The organism is Haloferula sargassicola, from assembly GCF_040362925.1.
Classification (GTDB): domain Bacteria; phylum Verrucomicrobiota; class Verrucomicrobiia; order Verrucomicrobiales; family Akkermansiaceae; genus Haloferula; species Haloferula sargassicola.
Genome location: NZ_BAABRI010000009.1, coordinates 158,880 through 182,503 on the forward strand (window position 1 = coordinate 158,880; position 23,624 = coordinate 182,503).

The 23,624-nt window shown below is 65.2% G+C and carries 13 protein-coding genes; 7 read left to right on the forward strand and 6 right to left on the reverse strand.

Annotated elements, in window-relative coordinates; all coding sequences use genetic code 11:
* Positions 1–1,248: 1,248 nt before the first annotated feature.
* Positions 1,249–5,925: a PQQ-dependent sugar dehydrogenase gene (locus ABXH26_RS09755; RefSeq protein ID WP_353566869.1), complete on the reverse strand. Its 4,677-nt coding sequence runs from the start codon at positions 5,923–5,925 to the stop codon at positions 1,249–1,251.
* 459 nt (positions 5,926–6,384) lie between these two features.
* Here ABXH26_RS09755 and ABXH26_RS09760 point away from each other — a divergent pair, with 459 nt between their 5' ends.
* From ABXH26_RS09760 to ABXH26_RS09790, 7 genes are all read left to right on the forward strand, one after another.
* Positions 6,385–6,795 carry a GNAT family acetyltransferase gene (locus ABXH26_RS09760; RefSeq protein WP_353566870.1) on the forward strand — a complete coding sequence of 137 codons (411 nt, stop codon included), beginning with the start codon at positions 6,385–6,387 and terminating at the stop codon, positions 6,793–6,795.
* A gap of 105 nt (positions 6,796–6,900) precedes the next feature.
* A complete protein-coding gene (locus tag ABXH26_RS09765; RefSeq protein WP_353566871.1) occupies positions 6,901–7,371 on the forward strand; it encodes a GNAT family N-acetyltransferase in 471 nt (156 codons plus the stop codon).
* A 222-nt stretch (positions 7,372–7,593) separates the two neighbouring features.
* The gene (locus ABXH26_RS09770) at positions 7,594–8,088 is read left to right on the forward strand and encodes a DUF5069 domain-containing protein (RefSeq protein WP_353566872.1); all 495 of its coding nucleotides are present in this window, start codon (positions 7,594–7,596) and stop codon (positions 8,086–8,088) included.
* Between the two features lie 117 nt (positions 8,089–8,205).
* Positions 8,206–9,246 carry a serine hydrolase domain-containing protein gene (locus ABXH26_RS09775; protein WP_353566873.1) on the forward strand — a complete coding sequence of 347 codons (1,041 nt, stop codon included), beginning with the start codon at positions 8,206–8,208 and terminating at the stop codon, positions 9,244–9,246.
* Between the two features lie 26 nt (positions 9,247–9,272).
* The gene (locus ABXH26_RS09780; RefSeq protein ID WP_353566874.1) at positions 9,273–9,821 is read left to right on the forward strand and encodes a GNAT family N-acetyltransferase; all 549 of its coding nucleotides are present in this window, start codon (positions 9,273–9,275) and stop codon (positions 9,819–9,821) included.
* A 179-nt stretch (positions 9,822–10,000) separates the two neighbouring features.
* The gene (locus ABXH26_RS09785; protein ID WP_353566875.1) at positions 10,001–11,329 is read left to right on the forward strand and encodes a TolB-like translocation protein; all 1,329 of its coding nucleotides are present in this window, start codon (positions 10,001–10,003) and stop codon (positions 11,327–11,329) included.
* Positions 11,330–11,421: 92 nt separating this feature from the next.
* The gene (locus ABXH26_RS09790; protein ID WP_353566876.1) at positions 11,422–12,537 is read left to right on the forward strand and encodes a hypothetical protein; all 1,116 of its coding nucleotides are present in this window, start codon (positions 11,422–11,424) and stop codon (positions 12,535–12,537) included.
* Positions 12,538–12,592: 55 nt separating this feature from the next.
* Here ABXH26_RS09790 and ABXH26_RS09795 read toward each other — a convergent pair whose 3' ends face one another.
* From ABXH26_RS09795 to ABXH26_RS09815, 5 genes are all read right to left on the reverse strand, one after another.
* Positions 12,593–13,234 (reverse strand): hypothetical protein, encoded by a 642-nt coding sequence (locus ABXH26_RS09795; protein WP_353566877.1) that lies wholly within the window; start codon positions 13,232–13,234, stop codon positions 12,593–12,595.
* Positions 13,235–13,492: 258 nt separating this feature from the next.
* A complete protein-coding gene (locus tag ABXH26_RS09800; protein ID WP_353566878.1) occupies positions 13,493–19,417 on the reverse strand; it encodes a LamG-like jellyroll fold domain-containing protein in 5,925 nt (1,974 codons plus the stop codon).
* Positions 19,418–19,437: 20 nt separating this feature from the next.
* Entirely contained in the window at positions 19,438–20,880 is a 1,443-nt protein-coding gene (locus ABXH26_RS09805) for a hypothetical protein (RefSeq protein ID WP_353566879.1), read from the reverse strand.
* A gap of 215 nt (positions 20,881–21,095) precedes the next feature.
* Complete coding sequence (locus tag ABXH26_RS09810) at positions 21,096–21,623, reverse strand: DUF421 domain-containing protein (RefSeq protein WP_353566880.1); 528 nt, start codon at positions 21,621–21,623, stop codon at positions 21,096–21,098.
* A 93-nt stretch (positions 21,624–21,716) separates the two neighbouring features.
* A complete protein-coding gene (locus ABXH26_RS09815) occupies positions 21,717–23,606 on the reverse strand; it encodes an alpha-amylase family glycosyl hydrolase (protein ID WP_353566881.1) in 1,890 nt (629 codons plus the stop codon).
* Positions 23,607–23,624: the final 18 nt, after the last annotated feature.

A 23,624-nucleotide genomic window follows, 5' to 3' on the forward strand; every position in this document is an offset into this window, starting at 1 on the left:
TGTTTCCAATTGGCGGAGGGCATTTCCGATTTTGGAACCGGCCATTGCCAATTGGCAGGGGGCAGTGCCGATTTTGGAACCAGCCATTGCCAATTGGCAGGGGCAGTTCCGATTTGGGACCAGGCCATTTTCAAGCGGTTGATGGGCTGCGAGGATCTGTTCGGGGTCGCTCCGCATGAAGGTGCCCTTTTCCGGTGCCCCTGCCGGGGCCGAATTTCTTTGGGGGTCGGGGTCCGGTGGTTGTCACCACCGGCTAATTTCCGAAGTCCCTCCGGGACGGAAGAAGCCGCATCGGAGTTCAATCCCGTGCCATTCGGGACCGACTTGGACGACGAGCCCGAACGACGGGGCCCGAACGACGAGACGCGAACGACGAGACGCGAACGACGGGCGACGGGAGCCGTTGGCGATCCACCCCTTTCCGATGCCCCTGCCGGGGCCGAATTTCTTTGGGGGTCGGGGTCCGGTGGTTGTCACCACCGGCTAATTTCCGAAGTCCCTCCGGGACGGAAGAAGCCGCATCGGAGTTCAATCCCGTGCCGTTCAGGACCGACTTGGAAGACGAGGCCCGAACGACGGGGCCCGAACGATGAGCCCGAACGACGAGGCCCGAACGACGGGGCCCGAACGATGAGCCCGAACGATGAGGTCCGAACGACGAGACTCGAACGATGAGGTCCGAACGATGAGGCCCGAACGACGGGCGACGGGCGACGGGCGACGGGAGCCGTTGGCGATCCACCCCTTTCCGATGCCCCTGCCGGGGCCAAATTTTTTTGGGGATCGGGGTCCGGTGGTTGTCACCACCGGCTAATTTCCGAAGTCCCTCCGGGACGGAAGAAGCCGCATCGGAGTTCAATCCCGTGCCATTCAGGACCGACTTGGACGACGAGGCCCGAACGACGAGGCCCGAACGACGAGGCCCGAACGACGAGGCCCGAACGACGAGGCCCGAACGACGAGATCCGAACGACGAGCGCCGAACGACGATCTCCGACCGATGAGGTCCGACCGATGAGGTCCGAACGATGAGGTCCGAACGATGAGGTCCGAACGATGAGGTCCGAACGATGAGGTCCGAACGATGAGACTCGAACGACGAGACTCGAACGACGAGGTCCGAACGACGAGGTCCGAACGACGAGATCCGAACGATGAGGCCCGAACGATGAGGCCCGAACGACGGGGCCAGACCGACGAGACCCGAACGACGGGGCGAGCCGCTCCTCTAGCACCGAGCGCTGCTCTTCAGCGTTGTTCGATGTCGAAGCGGAAGAACTGGCTCCCCGAGGCGGCGGGGCCTTGGAGGGTGTGGATGCCGGCGGGATCGAGAGGGATGCCGTCGTTTCCGGGAATCTCCCACGGAGCCCAGGAACGGAGGTCGGTGGATTGGTGGATGCGGACGGAGCGATCGCCCAGGCCAGCGAAGCTCCAACTCACTAGATCCCCGCTGTGGTGGAAGGCGGGCCGCCAGCGGTCGGTAGGGTCGTGGGGATCGGTGTGAGTGAGGTATTCGAGGTGGTTCGAAACGGTATCGTGGTCGGCATCGAAATCGGGCGCGCCTTCGGGCGAGTCGGAGCTGCCGAAGCGGGCGAGGCGCCACCCGGCGTACGTGGGATGGGGGTCGACCTCGGAGGCGATCCACTCGGCGAGGAGCTGGAGGCCTTCGAGATCGACCTCGCGGGTGGCGAGGGGGGGCATGCGGGTGTAGCCGTTCTGGGCGGCGGCGCGGTTGTAGAGGATGGAGTGATCGACTTGGCCGGGGGTGACGAGGAGGTCGCCGGGATGCAGGGGGGCATCGACGGGCACGCCGTGGACGAGGCCGGTCTGGGCGAGGGTGAGCAGGCTGCGGCCGTCCCAGCTGCCGCCGCCGGTGCCGCCGGCCTGGTGGCAGTAGGCGCAGTTGACCTCGAGGTAGGATCGGACGCGGGCTTCGCGGGAGTAGACGGTTTCATCGGGCCGGAGATGCCGTGGCAGGGTGGCGGGATCCTCGGTGAGACCTTCGAGGTAACCGGCGAGTTCGAGGGCGGAGATGAAATTGCCGGCGTGGGGGCCGACGATGCCGTCGCGGTTGAGCTGGCGGGTGTTGAAGGAGAGCGAGTGGCCGGCCTCGGAGGTGTGGCAGGTGAGGCAGGCGCTGCGGGAGGGGATCTGCCAGTCGATCGCGGCGGGCACGCCATCGAGGGTGATGGGCACGCTGAAGCTTTCGCCGTTGTTCTCGGCGAGCAGGGCATCGGTCTGGGATTCGTTCCAGCGGTAGCTGATGCCGTAGGCTCCATCGGCGTTGCGAACGAGGAAGCGGGTTTCCAGCCGGACGCGGGGTGAGGTGGAGGTCGGGCGGCGGTCGGTCACGGACTCGCCATCGATGGTGCGGGTGAAGGTTTCCCAGGCGGTGGGGTAGTCGAAGTGCTTCACGAACACGGTGCCTTCCGGCGAGGTCCACGAGGCTTCGGGGCGGTAGCTGAATTTGCCGGCGGCGTCGGCGATGAGGAACCAGCGGGATTTCTCGGCGAAATCGGACCAGAAGCGGAGATTGGGCGTGTAGGCGATGCCGCCGGGATTCGGGGTGAGGTCGCCGAGATCGGCGAAGAAGTTGGTGGCGGAAAGCGTGCGCGGAAAGGTGGTGTCAGCGGTGCCGACGGTGATGCGCTTGATCGAGCCGGTGCCCTGGTTGCCGCCGATGTTGCCGCGATCGAGCAGCAGGATGGAGCTTCGGTCCGGGCTTTCCATGAGGGCGACGAGGGCGATTTCGCCGCCGATGCGTTCGATGGTGGGTTCGGGCTGGGTGCGTTCGAGCGACCAGATGTTTCCGGACACGTAGTCGGCGAAAAGGTATTTCCCGGTGAGGGTGGGAAAGGTGGTGCCGCGGTAGAGGAAGCCGCCGGTGACGGAGGCGCCCTGGAAGGCTCCGCCGCCGTGGCCGTAATCCCACAGCGGCGGGGTCAGGGTGGCGGCGGATTCGGGCGCTCCATTGAGCAGATCTCCGGAGCGGATGCCGGCGGAAAACCCTTCGCGCCAACCCCAGCCGGCGTTCTGGCCCGCGGTGTAGACGCCGACTTCCTCACGGGCGCTGCGGCCGACGTCGGCGACCCAGAGCTCGTCGACGCTGCCATCGTCATCGAGGTCCTCGGGCGAGAACTGCCACGGGTTGCGGAAACCGCAGGCGTAGATCTCGGTGCGGACCTGGCCGGGGTCCACGGTGATGCCGTTGAACGAGGTGGCTCCGACAAAGGGGTTGTCGGCGGGGATGCGGAAGAAGGCCTCGCCGGAGGAGCCGCCTCCGACGCGGGGGATGTCGGAGTCGGGATTGGGGATCAGGTTTTCCGGGCGCCGGTCGACATCGATGCGGATGATGCAGGACCACAGGTCCTTGTCGATGTGCTGGGAATTGTCGAAGCCGTCGCTCTGCGTGCCTTCATCGCCGAAGCCGACGTAGAGGTAGCCATCGGCGCCGAAGTCGCAGTCGCCGATGTTGTGGTAGATGTCGGCGTTGTCCTGATCGATGAGGATCTGCTCTTCGCCCGCGGTGTAGGGCGGGGTGGTCTGGCAGGTGAAGCGGGAAAGCCGGACGGTGGAGCCGGTGCTATTGTAGGTGACGTAGATGTAGCCGTTCTCGGCCCAGTGGGGGTGGGCGGCGATGCACTTCATCGCGAGTTCGTTGTTGTCGTGGAGGACTTCGTCGGAAAGGTCGAGGATCAGGATTTTCTCGGGCGTGGCGGCGGCGATGTCGGGGATGAGGAAAACGCGTCCGTCTCCCTCGGTGACGAAGACTTTTCCCGTATCTCCGGACACGGTGCAGAAGCCGTGGGGGGAGTCGAAAGTGAGGCCGGGAAAGGCGTCCTCCACCACCAGGGTGGTCGCGGGCGGTTCGGCCGGCAGGTGGGCGTAGCGGGTGTCGAAGCGGGTCTCGCCGCTGATGGTGACGAAGACCGTGGCGGTGGCGCTGAGATCGCCCTCGGCGCTGCGGATGCGGTAGGTGAAGGAATCGGAGGCGGCCCCGCTGTCGGTATGCTGGTAGAGAACTCCGCCGTCCGCGCCGAGTGTGGCGGTGCCATGGGTGGGCGGGCTTTCGATCGCGACGGTGTAAGGATTGATGGAGCCGGTATCGTTCGCGCCCACCAGGATGCGGGCCTTGCCGAGATGACCGAGGGTGACGTGATCGTCCACGGCCACCGGCGGAAGCTCCTCCAGCGCGGCCCAGGAAGTGGCCACGCGGACGTTGTCCCACTCGACATCGCCATCGCCTCCGGAGCCGAAGCGGATGGAGGTGGAATCGTAGTCGGTGGGGAAATCGTAGTGGGCGACGGGGGTGGCGGCGCTTTCCGGCTGGGAAAGATCGGGCTCCAGGTAAAGCGCGGCTTCGTTGGCGTCGCAGTCGATCTTCGCGACGAGGAGGTAGGTCTGGCCGGCGACGGGCTGGATGCCGGAGTAGGCGTGCTCGTCGAGGGCGAGGTCGTGGATGGCGAACTCCCGCTCGCCGCTGGCGGGATTGGCGGCACCGGGGACGCCGAAAAGGAAGCGCTCCGCACCGTAGTCGTAGCTGCTGGCCCCGGCCCATGTGGCCCCGGCGCGGCGGGTCATCTCGAAGCGGTAGTAGACTTGGTGGTGTTGGTCCGTGGCGCCGTCGTTGACGGTGCCGATGGCCTCGGGGTTGCCGTAGGGGCGGTCGGTGGCGCTGTTGCGGGTGACGAGCGCGCCGCCTGCCACCTGGGGATCGCCGCCGACGCCTTCCCATTTCGAGGAAGTCATCGTGTGTCCGGTGAAGGAATCGACGCCCGTGTCGTTGTCGAAATCCCAGTGCATCCCGCCGGCGAGACCGAGCACCGAGCCATCGGGGTAGTCGAATTTTTCCACCCCGATCAGGCCGGGCCGGGCATCGGCTCCGGGGTAGCTGGCGGGGTTGGCGGGGTTGGTGCCGGCGGCTCCCTCGAGAGCGTCCTTGAAGCCGTCCCCGTCGCTGTCGTCGCTCTGCGGGTTGGTTCCTTCGGCGAACTCGAGCGCGTTGGGGCGGCCGTCGCCGTCGGGATCGCCCAGAGGGCCGTTGGGGCCGTCCTTCGCACCGGGGGAGCTTTCGCCCGCGGTGCCATCGTCGGTGTCGTCGAGGCCGTACTGGGTTTCCCAGTAGCCGGGAAGGCCGTCCGAATCGAGATCGGCCACCGTGGATTCCAAGCCCACGCCTTCCGGATCGAGGGCGACGACGAGATTGTCCCACAGGGTGATGCCGCCGCTGGCCAGCCGGACGGAGGACGACCAGTAGCCATCGGTGTAAGCGCGGGTGACGTCGGCGCTGTTTTGCCCGCCTTGGGGATTCCAGTAATCGTCCGGGCCAGGATTGACGAAGAGTCCGGCGAGGTCGTTATCGAAATCCAGCACCGCGACGTAGGTATAGGCGACGTTGTCGGTGACCCGGATGTTGGAGAGGGAAACGCCCTCGCCGGTATGATCGATGCCGGCGGTATCGCCGCCTGCATCGGCCCCCGGGACGCCGAAGAAGATCCGTTCCGCGCCGAAATCGAACGAGCTGGCGCCGCCCCACCCGGCGCTGGGGGTTCGGGTCATCTCGAAGCGGTAGAAAACCTGTCCGCTCGCGCGGACCGTGCCGCTGCGCTCGTGGTCGTCGTCGTCATTGTTCACCGCCTGGCCGGCACCTTCGCGGAAGCCATTGTATTCGCGCAGGGCGCCGCCTTCCGAAGTGACCAGTTGGCCGCCCTGCACGCTGACCGTGCCGAAAAGCTCGTTCCAGTCGGAGGTCGTGCCGGTGATGGTGCCCAGAAAGTGGTTCCGGTTGAAACCCGTGCCGCCGGTTTGCCCATCGATGGGGCCATCCGGATAATCGAAGGCTTCGGTGCCGATGATCTGGGCGGAACTTCCCTGCCCAAGCAAGGTGAGGAGAAGTGCCAAAGAGGCGAGGTGGCGATTCAGCATGGTGATGGAGAAAAGCGATGGAGCGGGGTAGGGACGCCGGGTTTTTGGAAACGGCGGGGCAATACGGTGGACCCTATAGCCCCTGAGTTCACCCATGCGTCGTGGGCCGGAGGAATCCGCCAGAAGGTTGGGTTTCTGTCGTTTTTGTCACCCGCCCGGCACGCCGGATGTCATCGGGCCTGCGGCCCCAACTGGACGTTTTGCGATCGAAGGAGCCGGGTTCCGGGCGGCCCACCTCGTCAACGACGGGACAGCGCTTCAGTCCGACTTGGAGATCCGCCAGAACGCCGCTTGGTTCCCGCAAAGAACCTCGACGGTTCATCTCCCATCGGACGGCCGGATTTCCGTGAAGGGAATGGCGGTGCCATGGGGCCGATCGGGAGGCTTGACGGGGTCGGCATCTGGGTCCGAGCATGCGTCCTTTCCGAAGAAATGAGCCGACATTTCATCGCGCCATTCGTGAATCCGGAACACCGCGGGGAGGTGATCGCCTTGTGGCGTCAGGTCTTCGGCTACGAGGACGCGCACCACGAGCCCAACCTGGCGATCGACCGGAAGCTGGCCCTGGACGACGGCTTGTTTTTTGTCGCGCTTTGCGACGGGGCCGTGGTGGGAAGCATCATGGCCGGCTACGACGGGCATCGCGGCTGGTTGTACTCGCTGGCCGTCCTGCCGGACTTTCGTCATCGGAGCATTGGCTCGGAACTCGTCGCGAAGGCGGAGGAAGCGCTGGCACGCAGAGGTTGCATGAAGATCAATCTCCAGATCGTGGAGGGGAATGAAGGCGTGCAGGCATTCTACGCCTCCCTCGGCTACTCCACCGAGGTGCGGATCAGCATGGGCAAGCGCCTCACCCAAAACATCCCATGAGCACCGAAGCACGCCTCATTGAACTTGGCTTGACGCTTCCCGCGACAGACGCGCCATCCGGCAAGGGGCCGGCCGATCTTAAAGCCCCCGATAGAACACTCCGTCATGGAAATCATCGTCGATGACCTGTCTGGCCCGGAAATCGCGGCGTTTCTGGAAGAGCACATCCGCGACATGCGCGCGGTCTCTCCGCCGGAGAGCAAACACGCGCTGGACCTTGAGGGCCTCCGGACTGCCGAGATCACCTTCTGGACCCTATGGCACGATGAAATGATCGCGGGATGCTGCGCATTGAAACAGCTCGATGACCGGCACGGGGAAATCAAATCGATGCGGACCTCGGGGGCTCTGCGCAGGCAAGGCATCGCCGCGCGCTTGCTCGACCACCTGATCCGCGAGGCAGGGATGCGGGGTTATGGTCGCCTAAGCCTTGAAACCGGTGCGATGGACTTCTTCGAGCCGGCGCGTCGCCTTTACCGGAAATTCGGTTTTGAGCCGTGCGGACCCTTCGCGACTTACAAGGAGGATCCGAACAGCGTGTTCTTCACGAAGGTCCTTCCCCGTGACTGCGGATGAAAAACCATAGCGCCGACCTTCGGCCTACCTTCCCAAATGAATCCCTTTTCCCGAGCGCTCACCGACTTCCATGCGGGCCGGAGCGATGCTGCCTTCACGATTCGGCGAGATGATGGCTTCCAGCAGGTGGTTCCATCGTTCCATGCCGTTCTCCAATCATTTTCAACCCATGCTCTGGTGTCATCCTGAAGCAACCCCGTCACTCTGCTAGTATCTACAACGATGGATCCGATACCCCACACCTCCATTGCAGGCTGTTTCGTAAAGACCCGCGGTCTTTTTTACTTCGCCCGAATGTGCTCGAAGATCCGGCTGCATGCCGAGGGGTTGCTGCCCGAGGAATACCGGGAAATGCTCGGGCAGGGATTTGATGGAAGAACCTGCCGTTATCTGAAGGTCGAATACGACGATGTCATCAAGCAGGTCGCGAACGGGAAAACCGATGAGGAGGTGCTCGACTGGTGCTTCGGCCACGGACGTTCGCTCAACGATGAAGAGGTCCTGATCTACAATAGCTTCATGAGCAAGCGAGGATGGCATGATGATGAGTCTGAAGCATTCATTCCGGAAATGATCGCGAAATATGGATTGCCTGACAACGGCAGCGTGCTGACGGACTTTGATCTCATTGAAATGGATGAGGGGCGCTGGTATCCGGATATGTGGAAGGACGCTTGGGCTCAAGCACCTGAGCCAGGCGTCCCGGCCCAGCTCTAGTTGTTTCACCTTAGTCCCCGTGAACATTTCCTCTTCGCAATCGCCTCACCGGATCCATTCGATTTCACGTCGGGCGGCGTCGTCCGGGCATCCATTGATAAAAACCGCGGGCGATTCATGAGCGGGAAGGACGAGCAGCAGGCATTCCGTGAACTTCACGAGTTGCTCGAATCGGATTCGTTCAGCGGGGTGGCCTTCGTGATTCGGGAAGGACGCCCTCTCGTCGAGTTCGCTGGTGGTCTGTCGAATCGACAGCGCGGGCAAGCCATCCGTTTTGACACCCGATTTGCCACGGCATCGGTCAGCAAGATGTTCACGGCGATCTGCCTCGCGAGATTGGCTGACGCCGGTGTTTGCAGGTTCGAGCAGCCGTTGATCGAGATCGTGCCTTGGCTTGGGGCGCACTTCGACCGCCGGATATCGCTCGCCGCGCTGCTTTCGCACCGCTCGGGACTTGGGGACTATCTCGACGACGAGGCGGAACTTCCCTTTGTCGGGATGGATGTGGCGACGTTGGACTGCCCTCGCGCCTTCTTGCCCCATGTCCTTCAAGTTTCGCGTGGGGACGCAGGCGGGTTTTCCTACAGCTCCGCGGGATTCGTTTTACTGGGAGTGGCGATCGAGGAGTTGACCGGAATGTCCTTTCCCGATGCGATGGCTCATTGGGTGCTGGATCCTGCGGGTCTTCAATCCACCGGCTTTCCTGAGATGGACGCTCCTGCGGAGGATTTCGCCCTCGGTTATTTGCCGGACGGACGGCCCAATACCGGGCATCTCCCACGAGTGGGAGGGGCGGATGGCGGGATCGTTACGACGGTCGCCGACTTGAAGCGGCTGTTCAATCGCTTGAGAACGGAAGGCTTTGTCAGTGAGACGGCGCGTCGGTTTCTATGGCAGAATCTCGGTCGGATCAGTGAGATTTCTTCCTATGGGCACGGGTTTTATCTGACCCGGGTCGGCGATGAATGGTGGCCGGGTCACACCGGCAGTGATCCCGGCGTTTCCGCGCGGGTGGCTTTTTCTCCCAAGTCGGAGTCATCGATCATCATCCTGTGCAACGGCAACGAGATGGCATTCCGCGTGTTTCGACTTGCTCTCGATTGCTTGCAGAAATGGCACCCAGAGGGTGACGACAAACTCCGACCAGAATCCCTATGATCCCGACTTTACATGGCGAACACGTCATGCTGTCGCCGTTCTCCCTCGATGACGCAGCCCTCGTGCAGCGGTATGCGGGCGATCCGCAGGTTGCGAGAACGACATTGCATGTGCCTCACCCCTACCTCGACGGCATGGCGGAAAAATGGATCGCATCCCATCTCCTGCAGTATTTGGAGAAGAGGAACGTGGTATTCGCCATCCGATCCCGAGCGGGCGACTTGTATGGAGCGATCAATCTCAGCTTGAGGATGGGCGACCAGTGGGGGGAACTGGGGTATTGGATCGGGCTACCGTTCTGGAACAAAGGCTATTGCACGGACGCCGCCCGAAGGGTCGTCCGCTTTGGATTCGAAGAAATGGGGCTGAACAAAATCTATGCGAGGTACCTGGAAGGAAACGGCGGTTCCGGGCGTGTCATGGAGAAAATCGGGATGATAAGGGAAGGGATCCAAAGACAGCATGCCATGAAGGACGGAGTGCTGCGGGATGTGGTGGAGTATGGAATTCTGAGATCAGAATACACGTGCGGCTGTTCGATACGTTCCGGAAACCACTTCCGAGGCGCACCGTAGGGCAGGGATTCGGCCCGCCGTCGGCGGACGCGGGCGAAGTGGATCCGACGGATGAAACAACAGACGGGCAACCCGACCGATCTCGATCCGATGGGGGGCCCGGTCGCCGGCCGAGCAAATCATTGAAGGCCCGCGGATTTCATGCGAGTCTGCGAGTCATCCCCTTTCCCCCTTGCCCGATGTCCTTCGTTTTCCGGATCACTGCCGCCATCGTCGCCCTGCCCGCCGCCGTTTCCGCCCAGGTCGTTTTCGCGGCTCCGTCCACGGGGGGAGGGATCGGCCTCTTCGAGCAGCGCGGCGCGCAGATCGTTCCGCTGGTGACCGGCCAGAGCGAGCACTACTACCCGTGGATCTCGCGCAGCGGGCGCTACATCTCCTTTTCCGCGCCCGATCCCACGACGCTCGGCTCGAATCCAAGCTCGGACGTCTATGTCTATGACCGGAACACCGGCATCAACCACCGCGTGATCAACCACAGCACGGCGGTCGATGGCTTCGGCGGCTTCATTTCCCAGCGTGCGATCTCCTCCGCGGTGTCGCCCGATGCCACCCTGCTCGCCTACGGCGTGGTGATCCAAGGGAGCGCGCAGGGTGCCACCTCTGCCGGCCGGGCGCTCAATGTGGTCAGCCTTTCCACCGGGCTGTCGGCGGGTCCCGGATTCGGCGTGAAGGAAACGCCCTCGGACTCGCTGCAGGCGGAGTTCGTCGGGATTTCCTGGGATCCCGGAGGAAACTCGTTCGTCACGCCGACCTACGTCACCGTCAGCCCGCCGTCGCCGGTGGTCCCGCAGCTTCCCGGGATCGTCCGCTGGATCCGCCAGGGAAACGGAAGCTGGGCCGGTGTGCCGCTGAGCGCCCCGCAAGTGACCAATGGGGGGTTCGGCGCGATCTTCCACATCTATCCCGCGATCTCGCCCTCGGGTGCCGGGCTGGCCTACTTCTCGATCCATTATCCCGATCTCTTTGGCAGCAGCCTTCCGGCGCAGGTCTCGTTGGTCCGCGCCAATGCCGATGGCTCCAATCCCGTGGTGCTCGGCACCTTCACGCCGAGCGGCGGCGGCGACACCTACTATCCGGCAGGGCTCGACTGGTCGGCTGATGGCAGCCGCCTGGTGTTCTCGATCTGCCAGCAGGTCTTCACCGGTTCCGGGTGGACCACCGCCCCGAATTTCCTCACCGCGCAGACATCGTCGGTCAATTCATCGACCGGGCAGGACTTCCGGAGCGAGCCGGGGCTGGCGGGCGCCTTTGGCGTGTCGGTGGGTCCCATCAACAGCTTCACGCCGGCTCAGCCGCCCGCCCTCCAAATGTCGCCGGACGGCAGCGGAAACTTCGTCCTGCGTGCCACCGGCATCGACCCCTCCGCGACCTACCATCTTCGGAGTAGTCCGTCGTTGCAGGCCGGATCGTTCGGCAATCCGCAGTCCTTCACCGGCCAGCAGCTGATGAACGGCATCACGGTTCCGAAGTCGGGCGAGCGGCGGTTTTTCCAGCTTTTCGATCCGTGAAGCGCGGAGGATGGTGGGGTCCAGGACCCGAGCTGCCTGGCGGGGCTGCTTTTCAGGTGTCTTGCGGGGAGATCGAGGTTAGGCAGTGGGTCATGAAATGCTTGGCTTTCCTGGCGCTGATGCTGCTCCCGGCCGGTGCCGACACGATCCTTGAGTTCGACACCCGCGCGGCCGGCGAGGACAAGGCGATCCGGCACTGGGGGATCGATGCGACCTGGGCGAGCCCGGACAACACCCGGGAGTCGATGACCCACGGCGAGCCGCTCATCGACTTCGTCCGCATCGGCGTCTACATGCACCGCCCGCTCCAGGAGGACGGGAGCCTCAGCGACGCCCAGATCGCGAAGCTGACCCACGCCCTCGGCTGCGCCGAAATCGTCGCCAAGGATGTCCCGATCATGCTCAGCCCGCACAACGAGGAGGGCATCATCGGCTGGTACAAGAACGGCGACGGCAGCGCGCACCTCGACCGCTGGCTGCAGGCGATCGCCGCCACCCGCGAGTGGGTGCAGGGCAAGGGGCATCCCGTCGCGATGATCGAGGCCTTCAATGAGCCGGACTACGAAAAGTGGAACATGGGCACGCGCGAGGACCTTGATGAACTCTCGCGGCGGATGAAGCCGTGGCAGGTGTTGCGGGTCGGCCCCAGCACCATGAGCACGGCCTCGGCCGGGCCGTGGTATGGGGAAATCCACCGCCACGTCGATATCGGCAGCACCCACACGCTCTACGGCACGATGCGGGAGTTCATCGACTTCGCCAAGGAGGTGAAACGGGACCGCAACCAGCTCTTCTGCCCGGAGGCCCACTCGATCGCCGAGGTGATGGTGGGGGCGGAGGTCGGGGTCGATTACGCGGCCTGGTGGGCGGCGATCAGCGAGGCGCGCGGCAGGTTCATGCGGGCCTGCCAGGGGAAGCGGCTGGCCTATGCGGCGGTCGAGGAAAACTGGAGCGCGGGCTCGGTCTATCGCGCGCCGGATGGCTCGCTGCACGCCTTCGTCGGCGCGACGGAACGCGAAAACGGGATCACCACGAGCTACCGGATTGTCTGCCGCAACGAGGACGTGACCTATTTTCCCGACGGCGATCGCGAGAACGGCCAGCCCCGGAAACGCGGCGAGGCCTATGAGGTGGTGGCCAAGCCCGCGGGCGGGAGCATTTCCCGGTGGATCGAGATCGTCCCGGCAAGCCCCGCGGGGACCCGGTAGGGCCGGAGCCGCGCCGGGAAAGGCGACACTCCGGCCCGTGGGGGAAGATCAGGCTTCAGCGACGGCGGCGCAGCACCAGGGTGGCACCGAGGGCGGCCAGGCTGAGCGCCGTCGGCTCCGGGACGACGGTGGTCGAGAAGGTGAGCGACTGGGTGGCGAGCTGCATGTCCCCGGCGGCGAAGTAGGGGGTGATGGCGGACGGCGTCAGCGCTCCGAACATCTGCTCGAAGGTCTGGCCGCTGCCGGTATCGGTGAAGGAGAGGTTGAAGTTGGGATTGAAGGTCACGCGGGAGGTGAACTCCGTCGGGTCGAAGGGTGACATGGAGGTCACCTCGAGGGTCGGCATGCCGTCGCCATCGGCGATGAAGCGCATCGAGCCGAAGTCGGCGTAGATTTCGCCGCCGTTGCGCAGCGAGAAGGTCCCCGAAGCAGGATCCCAGGTGCCGGTGTTGCCCGGATCGCGGGTCATGCTGAAGGCGGTGATGGCCGGAGTGAAGTGGGCGTAAAGGGTGCTCGGGTTGTCATCCACGCTGCCGCCATCCACGGTGAACTGATAGTGGAAGACATCGCCGGTGACGATTGCCCCGGCATTGAGCGAGGACTGGGCCATCGAGAACGAACCGGTGACGAGATAGGTCGCCGCGCCCGCGATGCCGCCGCCGAGAAGGATCCCCGTGACGGTCATGCTCCGAATCATGTGTTGATAGTTTGTTTTCATGTAGTGTGTAGCAGCGCGGTTCCTAGGTTTCGCCCGCGAGGCCGGCAATTTCCATGACTGCGCAAGATCGCGTGCGGGAAACCACGGGCCGGCACGGTTCGCTCAACTCCTTGTGGATCAACATGCCTGTCCCCGGAACTGCCTAAAAACGCTCGGTTTTTCGGAAGCTCACGCCGACGGGCCCCCTCGCTGGAGTGATCGTTTGCCACTCCGCCTCCCGCGCGGCAGAGGTGGCCCCTACTGCCGCGGCGAGGAGAAGTGCTGGAACTTGATGCGGATGTCCTTCACGTCGGCGAGGCCCGCCGGGGAAAGGTTGGTGGTTGGAATCTCCAACTCCCAGCGGGTGGCGGCCACGCTGCGCTCGCGGAAGGCGGTGAACTCGGTCTCCGGCGCGATGGCGGCGTCGTCGGAGGTGGGGTTTCCATCCTCGATTCGCTGGCGCACCGGGATCGAGATCGGATTGAAGCGCACCTGGACGTAGCGGTTCGGCAGTAGCGAGGTGCCGCTTGAATTCCAGGCCCCCAGCGCCCAATCGCGGTTGATGTAGGTGATGAACTCGCTCTCCAGCTCATCGGCACTGGCGGGATTGGGGAAGCCCGCGGTGCGATCGCGGAAGTAGCTGACATCGCCGTAGCGGATGCGCGCGGTGATCCGGTTCGAAGCGGGGGTGCTGCCGAAGGTCATGAGCATCTTGAACGAGCCGATCTTGTCGAGATACTCGTTGGTGCTGAAGAAGGCCCCTCCCGAGGGGGTGCGCAGGGTGGAGAAAACCAGCCGGTAATAGGGTGCGCGCGGGCCGGACTCGACGAGTTCGAAATGGTTGCGGAACTCGCCGTCGCCGCCGGCGGTGGTGGGTTCGATGCCGTAGCTGTCCTCGCGCAGCGAAAACCAGTCGTTCTGCTGGGTGTCGGTGGCCCCGGTGGCGTTGTCGAAGGCGATCAGGGCCTCGTAGTAATCTTCCAGCTCGGGGTAGCTGCGGATCTTGAAGAGCGTGTCGAGGGTGTTGACCCCGTCGTTGAAGGGCCCGTTTTTCTTGTACTCGAGGGCGCGGGTGGCAAAGAACAACCACTGCTGGGCAAGGCGGAAGTCGAAGAGGTAGTCCTGATACTCCTGGCTCACGCGGAGCCGCTGGGAAGGATCCGCATACACGCGGTCCTGGATGGTGGTCTGGGCCTCCTCGATGTTCTTGAGCAGCCGCTGGATCTCATCGGTGAGCGCCGCGAGGCGGCCCGCCTCCTGGCGCAGGTTCTGGGCGGCGACCTGTGAGTCGAGGTCGAGCTCCTTCATGTCGAGCAGGCGGGTGGCGATGAAGGCCTTGCTGTCGATGTCGAGAGATTCGTTGTCGAGCGCGGTCTCATCCTTCATCTGCTGGGTGGCCAGCTCGTCCTTCTGGCTTTCCAGCTCGGCCTTGCCGACCTCGGCCCCGGCCTGGGCGGCGACGTTGAAGAGCTTGGCGCCCAGCACCGCCAGGCCGAGCGGGCCGCCGGAGATCAGCTCGGGGTCGAGCGCATCGGTAATGCCGCCGAGCGCGTTCTGGCTGATCTCGATGGCGGCGATCTGGTCGTCGATCTTCGAGACCTTGTCGCCATACTCGATCACCAGGTCGTCGCGCTTGATGTTGATGCCCTTCTGGTCCTCGACGCGCTTGATTTCGATGCGGATCTCCTCGTTGAGGTTGTCGATGTGGATCCGGTTGCGGGTGATCTCGCTCTTGGCGCGGTCGATGTTCTGGAATTGTTCCCAGAAGGCGCTTCCGACGTTGAGCCACGGGGTGTCGAATCCGGTTTCCTCCGGGTATTTGCCGGTGATTTCCCGCAGGCGTTCGCGGGCCGAGCTGATGAGCTTGGTCGCCTCTTCGGTGAGCTTGTCCTGGGACTCCTCGAACTGGCCGTTGGAGTCCACCGCGGCTTGGAAGGAGTCCTTCGCGGACTTCATCGGGCTGCCGGACTTGGTGGGGTCGAGGATTTTGATGAAACCATCGAAGGAGTGGAACTTGAGGTTGCCGGTGAGGGTGGCGATGTCCGAGTTGGGCAGGAGCATCAGGAAATCGTTGGCGTAGCCGATGGGGTTGGTTTCGCCCTTCAGCGCGGACTGCGCGGTGCCCAGCTCGGAAAGGGCCTGGCGCCAGTTGGCGACGGAGCGTTCGAGGCCCGGCGTCGTTTCGGGAGACATCACCAAGTCATCGCCAAAGACCGCCAGCAGGGCGTCACCCCAGCCTTGGAGCTTCACCTGGCTCCGGTTGGCGATCTGCAGCGCCAGGTCCCGGTCGGCGGGAAGGCTTTCTTCCCCTTCGATCCGCTCGTGGAGGTTGCGGCGGACGAGGGTCTCGACCAGCCGGCTGGCTCCCCGGCCGTAGTCGTCGAGCAGCTCGAAAAGCAGCGCCAGGTCCCGGTAGCGGGTGGATTCCCACGCGACGAGTCCGGACACCCCGGCAGTGGTCGCCGCCGGCACGGCTTGGTAGGTGCCGGCATCCGCATAGTAGTAGGTCTGGTAGGGGATGCTTGGGACCAGCTTGCGGAAGGCCTGGAACACCACCGGCTGCTTGAGGCAGTCGACGTAGCCCATGATGCCCTGCTCATAGAAGCCGAGCGCGGCGGTCAGCTCGTCGATTTCCTGGCTGAGGTTGGTCGAAACAAAGCCGGGATCGAGCGGGGCGGAGACGCAGTTCTGGTAGGCGGAGTCGCCCTTGATGCCGTAGATCGAGGCGAGGTGGTGGAGGCTGTCGAGCAGCAGCCGCTGGGTGAAAACGGAATCGGGATCGGCCGCCGCGCGGGCCTTCAGCGGCGCGAGGGCGGCGACGAAGGCGGCGACCTTGGCATCGGTGGCGATGGTCGTATCGAAGAGGTCGTAGCGGGGTTTCACCAGCGGGCCTTCCTTTTGGTAGAGAAGATACTGGTAGGCGGTGATGGCGTCGTCGTTGACCGCACCGGTGATGGGATTGATGTAGGTGAGCAGGTCGAGCGTCGCCGAGGTTTCCGCCAGCAACTCGGCCGAGGGGAAGCCGCCACCGTAGAAAGGTCCGTTGTTCACGCCGGCGATGGGTGCGTCGAAGGGGTTGTCCGTCGCGTTGTCCGAGATGTTTCCGGAGAGGATGCTGTCGCGGAACGACTCCACCCGCGCCTCGTCCCAGGCGAAGACCGCCCCGCCGTATCCCGCGGCCTGGGAGGTCACGCTGGTCGAGCCGTCGGGGTTGATGCGAAGGCGCGATCCGCCGGTGCCGCCGACCGCGCTGTTGTCGAGGAAGCCGGAGTTTTCGATGCGCAGGTTTCCGCGATAGATGAAGATGGCACCGCCAAGTGCGGCGCTGCCGCCGCCGACCTTCGGGGTCTCGAACCCCGCGGCACCGTCGCAGGCGCCGAAGCCGCCGACACCGCCGAGGGTGCCGGTGTTGGCCCCGCCTTCATTGTAGCGTCCCCCCGCGGCGCCGCCTTGGGCGAAGGATCCATCGCCCCCGCTGCTGCGTTGGTAGAGGGGCGGCCGAGGGGAAACGAAGTCGATGTCGTCCGAGGCCCGCTCCGGCGCGGCGCCGAGAAGGACGGTGTTGGTAAAGCCGAGCTCCACGCCCAAGGGCCGGGCATTGGCTCCCGGAGTGGTCACGAAGTTGGGGAAACTGCCGCTGGCGCCGGTGTTGGTGTTGTTTTTGAAGACGCAGTTTCTCACGAACACATCGCCCGTGTGAATATCGAGGGCGCCCGCGAAGCCTTGGCCGGCGCAGCCGTCGAAATACAGGTGGCGCAGCTCCACGCAGGCGCCGCCGTCCACCCCGATGCCGCAGGAATTGGTGAATACCAGCCGCCCCGGCGGGATGTCGGAGGGTCCCTCGACCACGGTGTTGCGCAGCAGGGCAGCGAAGCCCGAATTGACGAGACGGAAGGTGTTCGCCGAGGAGGGAGCCGCCGTTCCGGGCAGCTTGAGGCCCCGGAGGTCGAGGTAGTTCACCGTGCCGTCATTGGGCTCGGCATTGATGGCGGTGATCGCCGCGCCGATCGCCGATTCGGCGGAAAACGAGAAGGATTCCTGGAAGGGCACGCGCCATACGTTGCCGCTCCGCTGGACGACGGACACGGTTGAGTCATAGCGCACCTCGAAGGTCTTGCCGGCCGTGGGCAGCAGCGATGTCGCCTCGCGCGAGCAGCCGATGGCGTAGTAGCCGGTCTTGAGGACCTCGTCCGGGCCCACGGTGAGATTGCCGAAGTCCACCAGCGAGCCGTCGCGGTCGATCGTGGCGACGATTTCGTAATCCGAGGTCCGGGTCGGCCGGAAGAGCAGATGGTGGGTGAGGTGCGGGGGGACGGTGAAGTTCTCCCGCGGGTCGACCGACATGTGGTAGTCGAACGCGAGGTGCACCTGCGTCCCGGTGAACTCGGTGCGGACGTCGAAGAACCACTCGCGGGGGATCACGCTGGCGATCGTGGCGGGGATGAAGCGCCCCTTGACCGCGGTCTGGTTGTGGGCGGCGAGGAACGAGTTGGAGGTGATGACGCCGCTGCCACCGGAGCTGCGGAGGAAATCCACGTCCTCGAGGGTGAGGCCGCCGCCGGTCGAGGCGTCGTGCTTGCTGGAGGCGGTGTTCAGGATGCCGATGAGATCGAAGTCGTAGTCGCCCATCGAGGGATCGTCGCCGGCGAAGAGATCGATGGCCGGGCGGCTCTTGCCGAACTTGGCGGAGAGATAGTTGGTGACCAGGGTCGCCTCGGGGTCTTCAAGGCGGCGGTTGTAGAGGATCACCTCGCCGATCTCATGGGCCGGCCCGCTGCCGGAGAAGAGCGAGTCGTTGCCGATCGAGAGGGTGTCGAAGCCGCCGGTGGGGTTCGGGTTTCCCGAGGCGATCACGCGCCCGTCCTCGCGGATCACGTTGATCGCGCCCCCGGAGCCGGTGATCATGCTCCAGATCCGGAACTGGTCCTTGGAGGGGAATCCGGGCTGCTGATAATCACCGCGGATCGTCCCCGCCGCCGTGTCGTAGCCGGAGAAAACGGAACCTCCCAGGTGGAAGGAAACCTTGCCGTTGCGATCGGGGATCTGGGCGAAGAAGTTTCCGTTCGTGCTGCGCAGGACCACGCTCTGGGTTTCCCCGTCCTGATAGACCGGGGCATCGTAGCGGCTGACCGCGAACAGGGACATGGTGTCGCTGACCGCCATGGTCGGGGCGCTGCGGGCGGTGTCGCGGTTCGAGGAGTTGAAGCGGACCGCCGCGCGGTGGTTGAGCGGATGCTCCTTTGCGGTCTCGATGATGTCGACGAGTTCGTAGTCCAGGATCTGCGGGTTGGCGGGACCGGCATGTCCGTAGACGTGGAGATCGGCGATGGCACCGTGGAAGCCGTCGCTGAAGCCGGGCACCTTGGCCACGTAGTAGCGGGTATTGGACGGCGGGGTGAGGTTGGTGTTGATCTGGAGGGTCGAGCTGTTCGACGCCTGACCGAAGACTTCGCCGCCGTTCAAACGGATCTGCACCGTCTTGCGGGGGGTGCCAAAGGGGAAGCGCACGATCATGTGGATGTGCGTCCACTCGTGCGCCTTGATTTTGAGGTTGGTGAAATCGTAGGCCGCCACCGCCCAATCGTTGACCAGAAGATGATCGCCATTGAGCGCCAGGGCGAAGCCACCGCTCGCTGACGGTTCGGCGGTCAGGATCGGCTGGCGGCCGACCAGCGAGGAAGGCTTGATCCACACGCTGACCTCGTAATCTCCGGTCAGGGCCTCGAGCGCGCCGTTCGCCGGTAGGCTGACGCCGTTGGTGCCGTCGAACTCCACCCCGGAGCTGCCGTAGAATTTCATGCCGGCCACGGGATGGCCGAAGTAGGTCCCGCTGCGGCTCGAATCGAAGCGGTCATGGGCCGGCCCGTCGGTCGAGGATTCGTTCAGCTTCAGCGCCAACACGCAGTCGGTGGCGGTCAGCGCCTTGGAATCGCGTGAGGTGGCGTTGTCGCGGATCACCTGCGTCACCACCCCGCGGTCGGTCGCCGGCGACAGGACCGATCCGTCGGCGAAGTTGCGGATCAGCCGCGGCGAGCTGGTCACCAGGTCGTAGCCGGCGCGGCTGTCCATCCAGAGGCGGAGGTCGGAGCCTCGGACGCCGACGCCGCCCGGGCCATCGCCGGCACGGAGGAGCGGGGCCAGGGCGAAGGCGGCCAGAAGCGCGAGAGAGGTTGTCGTTTTCACGAGTAGGACATGGTGGGGGCTCAGTGGGCCGGGGTGATGAGGGCCGCCTTGCCGTCCGCCGGGGGCAGCGGCCGCTTGATGATGGCGAAGCGCCCGTCGACCGTGGTTCCGAGGTGCGCGCCGGATGTGGGCGGCGGCAGCGCCTCGGTGGAAATCATCAGCCGGTAGGCGTTGCGGGCGCCGGAAAACCCGTAAACCTGAATCGTGCTGGTCCCTCCGGCCGAGACGAAGGTGAACTGCTCGTGGTCGGCGGTTCCGTTCGAGAACTCCACCGAGGTGCCGCCGCCGTCGTAGCGGGTCATGTCGAGGTCGCCGTCGGCATGCGCGAACTCAATGCGAATGTTCACCGTGGCTCCGCCCGGGGAGGTGAAGCGATAGAAGTCCGGGTCGCCGTTGATCGATAGCCCGTTGAGGGCGATCGTCGGCTCCGCCGGGCTGAGCGCCCCCAGGTCGGTGGCGCTGGGCAGCGAGTCGTTCCCGGCCTCGGCGTCGAGGCGGTCGGTCGGCGGATCGACCGCCGGGTTGATGCGGCCCACATGGTGGACCAGCACCGCATCGCCGAGGTTTTCACCTTCGAAATACCGGCCGTCGCTGCCGGAGCGCACGAGGCCGTCGAGGGTCAGCTCGTAGTAGGAAGGGAACCCGAACGCATTCTCGTCGCCCAGCCGGGTGGCACTGCCGATCGTCACGGAAATCGAGGAATCGTCGAAAGTGCCCGAGCTGACCAGCGGACCGGCGCCCGCCGGGAAAAAGCTGGCTCCGTCCCGGTTCACCAGCCTCAGCGAGCGCCCGCCGGCTTGGACGATGTCCTCCAGCACGAAGGTCAGCTCGCCCCCGTCGCTGTCGGTGAACACGCCATCCCACAGCTGGTCGTTGTCGGAGATGTCGTAGGAGCGGGTGAAGCTGGAGCCGGCCTCCGGGCTCACGCTCAGCGTCACGAAGCGGCCCCCCGAGACCGCGTCGTCATCCGCCACCGAAAACGGGATCACGGCGGAGGTGGCGTGGGTCAGGTTCAGCGTCCCCTCCAGCGTCGAGCCGTCGCTCCGCAAGATGCTGTAGGGCACCGAGCCGGTGAAAGGCGCATCGAAGGTCACGGGAAAGCCCGCCGTCCCGCCCTCGGCGAAGTCGTCGGTATCGAAGGTCACGATCACCTCGCCATCGAGCAGGATCCGGTAGAAGCGGCGCTCGCCCGCCGGGCCGGTCGGCCGGGGAACCGTGACCGAGAACGCCGAACCACCGACCAGCGAGAAACTCGCGCCCGCCTCGACGTTCCAGTTCGTGGCGGACAAGTCCGGATTGCTCTCCAGCGCGAGATTCGCCAGCGGCGTCCCCGGGGGGGCGGTGAAGGAAATGGCGACTTCCGTGGAGGAAACCGAATCGACCTTGGGGGAGGTCACCTGGGCCGGCACGGGTTGCAGCACGAGAGGCATGAACAGGGCGAGCCAAGGTCCTGGACGTTTCATGGGAGGCGAAGCATGGGAGGATTCCGGAAATTCTGCACCGAATGCCTGAAAAGCCCCACCGCCGAAGAAATGTCAATGATCGAGGGGAAACCTTCGGGTCGGCTGATATTCGAATGACGGGTCCAATCGCCGGACCGGCCGCGGGTCTCCACCCGCGGCAGGCGCGTCATTCCCGCCGGCCGTTCCCCGCTTTCCGCGAGCGAACCGGGCCGCGTTCAGCAACCGTGGCCACTGCGGACGTCCTTGAGCAGGGCGGCCTCCGGGCGGCCGCCATGGAGGACCGAGATGTCGCCGGTGGTTTCGAGGATCACGGCTTCCGCGGCGGATAGCTCGAGGACGTTGGCCTCGCGCAGCTTGGCGAGGATGTCGGCCTCGGTGACGCGGCATGCGTCCATCCTCGCCTGGTCGAAAACACCGCGCCGCATCAGCACGACGGGCTCGTTTTCCAACACCCCCATCACTCTCCGGCTGCGGCGCCGCAGGAAGGTGAGCAGGGCCTGGAGGCCGAGCAGGGCGAGGATGGAAAGCGAGGCCTGCAGGTAGTCCGACCAGCTCGTGGCCTTCGCGCAGGCGGCAAGCAGCGAGCCGGTGGCCAGCGTGCAGACGAAATCCACGGCCGTCATCTTGGAGAAGGTGCGGAGGCCGATCCGCCGCACCAAGGCGTTGACCCAGAGCAGGGCGATCGGCCCCAGCAGCAGAACGCGGAGCCCGATTTCGAGGACCGGTAAATGGGGGGCGAACATCCTCCAATAGGGCATCCGCGGCCCGCCGCTGTCAAACGACCGCAGCGCACAGCGCCGATCCGTTCCCGGTGGGCGGGCGGTCCTCCAGGCAGATCAGCGCGTTCCGGGGCGGGCCGGCTCCGACGCCTGGGCCCGGTAGATCACCAGCGAGCGCGGCGGGGCGGAAAAGCGGTCGGTGGCGGTGCGCGGGCCGCCACGGCCGATGACGGGATCGCCCCGCCAGTTCGCGCCGCGCGGCAGCAGCGGGGAAACCTCCAGCGGTCCGGTGAGGCCCTCCTTCGGGGAAAGATTGCAAACCACGATCACGCTCGCCCCGGGCTCGTCCAGCGTGCGGGCGAAGGCGAAGAGGCCGTCGTCCTCGGCCGTCCCGTCACTGTCACACCACAGGGGCCGGAAGCCGCCTTCGCGTAGCGCGGGGAACTCGCGGCGGGCCCGGGCCAGCCGCTGGATGGCCCGGAACGACTCGTCTTGCCGAAGCTTTTCCAAGGTCGGAGCGGCCCCGTGCCTCCACAGGGTCATGCGGCCGGTCTCGCTGTCCTGGCCGATGTTTCCCCGGCCATCCTGCAGCGAAACCTCGGCGCCGTAGTAGAGGCAGGGAATGCCGGGCAGGGTCATCACCAGGCCCTGCGCGAGCTGGTTGCGGCGCTCGGTGATGCCTGCCACGCGGAAGCGGTTGATGCTGTCGTGGTTCTCTACGAAGGTGACGGACTTCTGCAGCGAGTTCAGGCCGTCCGCTCCCGGGGTGCGGTTGTAGAAAAAGCGGCCATCGGGGAAGCGGCCGTCGCTGAAGGCGGACATGGCGGCCTCGATCGGGCGGGCATTTCCATACGCCTCCCCGGGCCGCAGCAGGTAGTCCCGCAGGGCGAAGCAGAGCTGGAAGGCGAGCACCGAGTCGAGGCAGGGCGAGGGGTCGGCCGGCGCATCGGTGCGCCAGGTGTACTCGCCGAGCTTGGCCGGGCTTCCATCGAACACCTCGCCGAACAGGATCTTGTCCGCGGCCTCGCTCCCCAGCCGCTGGCGCAGGCGGCGGGTGAAGGCGTCCCAGAACTCGTGGTGGACGTGCTTGACGGTGTCGATCCGCAGCCCGTCCACGCCCACATCGTGCAGGTAGAAGTGGTAGATGGAGACGAACTCATCGACCAGGCGGTCGAAGTTCGCGCCCTCGGGATCGGTCCACAGGTCGCGCAGCGAAAAGAAATCGCACATCACCTCCTCGCCATCGTTCTTGCCGAGACTGTCGGGCGAGAAGCCCTTGCGGCCGTAGGCATCGAGCCGGCCGAGCACGCCGCTCAGGGCGAGCCGCCGGCCCAGCAGCTCGCGTGGCCCGGTGGGTTCGGTGCGGGCCATGTTCCACTGCGGCAGCCCGGCCCAGCGCGCGTTGTCGTGAAAGCCGCGGCGCTCGAAGGGCTGCACCCACTCGTCCTTGGAGCCGGAGTCGAAGACTCCATCGCCATCGGCATCGTAGTAAAACACGGGTCCGGCGTGGTTCAGCACCACGTCCTGGACGACCCGGATGCCCTTGGCGTGGGCCAGCGCGACGAAGTCCCGGTAATGTTCCATGCGCCCCTCGGCACCCTCCGGGTAGGGCTTTCCCGCGAGCGAGGTGGCGCTGGTGAGGTGCGGGTCGATATCGAGGAAATCCTGCGCCCAGTAGCCGTGGTAGCCGGTCTTCCAGCCGCCGGCATCGTAGCCGGAGCGCCACACGTTCCGCACCGGCGGGGTGATCCACAGGGCGGTGACGCCGAGTTCGCTGAAATAGCCGCCCTGCAGGGCGAGTTCGAGGCCCCGCAGGTCGCCGCCATGATAGAGGTTGATGTTTTCCTGCGCCGGATCGTCGAGCGCGGGATCGCATCCCGGCGGCGTGTTGTTGGATGGATCGCCGTCGTGGAAACGATCGGTGAGCGCGAAATACAGCACCTCGTCGGACCACGATCGCGCCGCGGCGGGGGCGATCGCCAGGGCCAGCAGGAGAAGAGCTTTCACGGGAGGCATATGGCGCGG

Bases quoted from the DNA above. Each gene is read 5' to 3' on its own strand.
- ABXH26_RS09765 (WP_353566871.1), top strand. From the start codon at position 6,901: ATGGAAATCATCGTCGATGACCTGTCTGGCCCGGAAATCGCGGCGTTT.
- ABXH26_RS09780 (WP_353566874.1), top strand. From the start codon at position 9,273: ATGCTGTCGCCGTTCTCCCTCGATGACGCAGCCCTCGTGCAGCGGTAT.
- ABXH26_RS09790 (WP_353566876.1), top strand. From the start codon at position 11,422: ATGAAATGCTTGGCTTTCCTGGCGCTGATGCTGCTCCCGGCCGGTGCC.
- ABXH26_RS09770 (WP_353566872.1), top strand. From the start codon at position 7,594: ATGGATCCGATACCCCACACCTCCATTGCAGGCTGTTTCGTAAAGACC.
- ABXH26_RS09755 (WP_353566869.1), bottom strand. From the start codon at position 5,925: ATGCTGAATCGCCACCTCGCCTCTTTGGCACTTCTCCTCACCTTGCTT.
- ABXH26_RS09810 (WP_353566880.1), bottom strand. From the start codon at position 21,623: ATGTTCGCCCCCCATTTACCGGTCCTCGAAATCGGGCTCCGCGTTCTG.
- ABXH26_RS09775 (WP_353566873.1), top strand. From the start codon at position 8,206: ATGAGCGGGAAGGACGAGCAGCAGGCATTCCGTGAACTTCACGAGTTG.
- ABXH26_RS09785 (WP_353566875.1), top strand. From the start codon at position 10,001: ATGTCCTTCGTTTTCCGGATCACTGCCGCCATCGTCGCCCTGCCCGCC.
- ABXH26_RS09805 (WP_353566879.1), bottom strand. From the start codon at position 20,880: ATGAAACGTCCAGGACCTTGGCTCGCCCTGTTCATGCCTCTCGTGCTG.
- ABXH26_RS09795 (WP_353566877.1), bottom strand. From the start codon at position 13,234: ATGATTCGGAGCATGACCGTCACGGGGATCCTTCTCGGCGGCGGCATC.